Source organism: Streptococcus mitis (genome assembly GCF_001579035.1).
Classification (GTDB): domain Bacteria; phylum Bacillota; class Bacilli; order Lactobacillales; family Streptococcaceae; genus Streptococcus; species Streptococcus mitis_J.
Map to the genome: position 1 here is coordinate 10707 of NZ_KQ970287.1, position 714 is coordinate 11420.

General features: G+C 45.2%; 1 protein-coding gene. It reads left to right on the forward strand.

Going from position 1 to position 714, the window contains the following annotated elements; translation table 11 throughout:
* Nucleotides 1–714, forward strand: a 714-nt coding sequence (locus tag SMIDD26_RS04460; protein ID WP_246746943.1) for an ABC transporter ATP-binding protein, incomplete at both ends; no start/stop codon positions are given.

Here is a 714-nt window from a genome sequence, read left to right on the forward strand (position 1 = left end):
ACGCTCCTTTATTCATCCTGAAAAGCAGACCTTTGAAGCGGTTAAGGATTTGACCTTTGAGGTTCCCAAGGGGCAGATTTTAGGCTTTATCGGGGCCAATGGTGCTGGGAAGTCGACCACCATCAAAATGCTGACTGGGATTTTAAAGCCGACATCTGGTTTTTGTCGGATTAACGGCAAGATTCCCCAGGACAATCGTCAAGATTATGTCAAGGATATTGGGGTTGTTTTTGGACAACGCACCCAGCTATGGTGGGATTTGGCATTGCAAGAGACCTACACGGTTTTAAAGGAGATTTACGATGTGCCAGACTCACTCTTTCATAAACGTATGGACTTTTTGAATGAAGTCTTGGATTTGAAGGACTTTATCAAGGATCCCGTGCGGACTCTTTCATTGGGACAGCGCATGCGGGCGGACATTGCAGCTTCCTTGCTTCACAATCCCAAGGTACTCTTTTTAGATGAGCCGACCATTGGTTTGGACGTTTCTGTCAAGGACAACATTCGTCGGGCCATTACTCAAATCAATCAAGAGGAAGAAACAACCATTCTCCTGACCACTCACGATCTAAGTGATATTGAGCAACTCTGTGATCGGATTTTTATGATTGATAAGGGGCAGGAGATTTTTGATGGGACGGTTAGCCAGCTCAAGGAAACCTTTGGCAAGATGAAGACACTCTCATTTGAACTGCTACCAGGTCAAAGTCA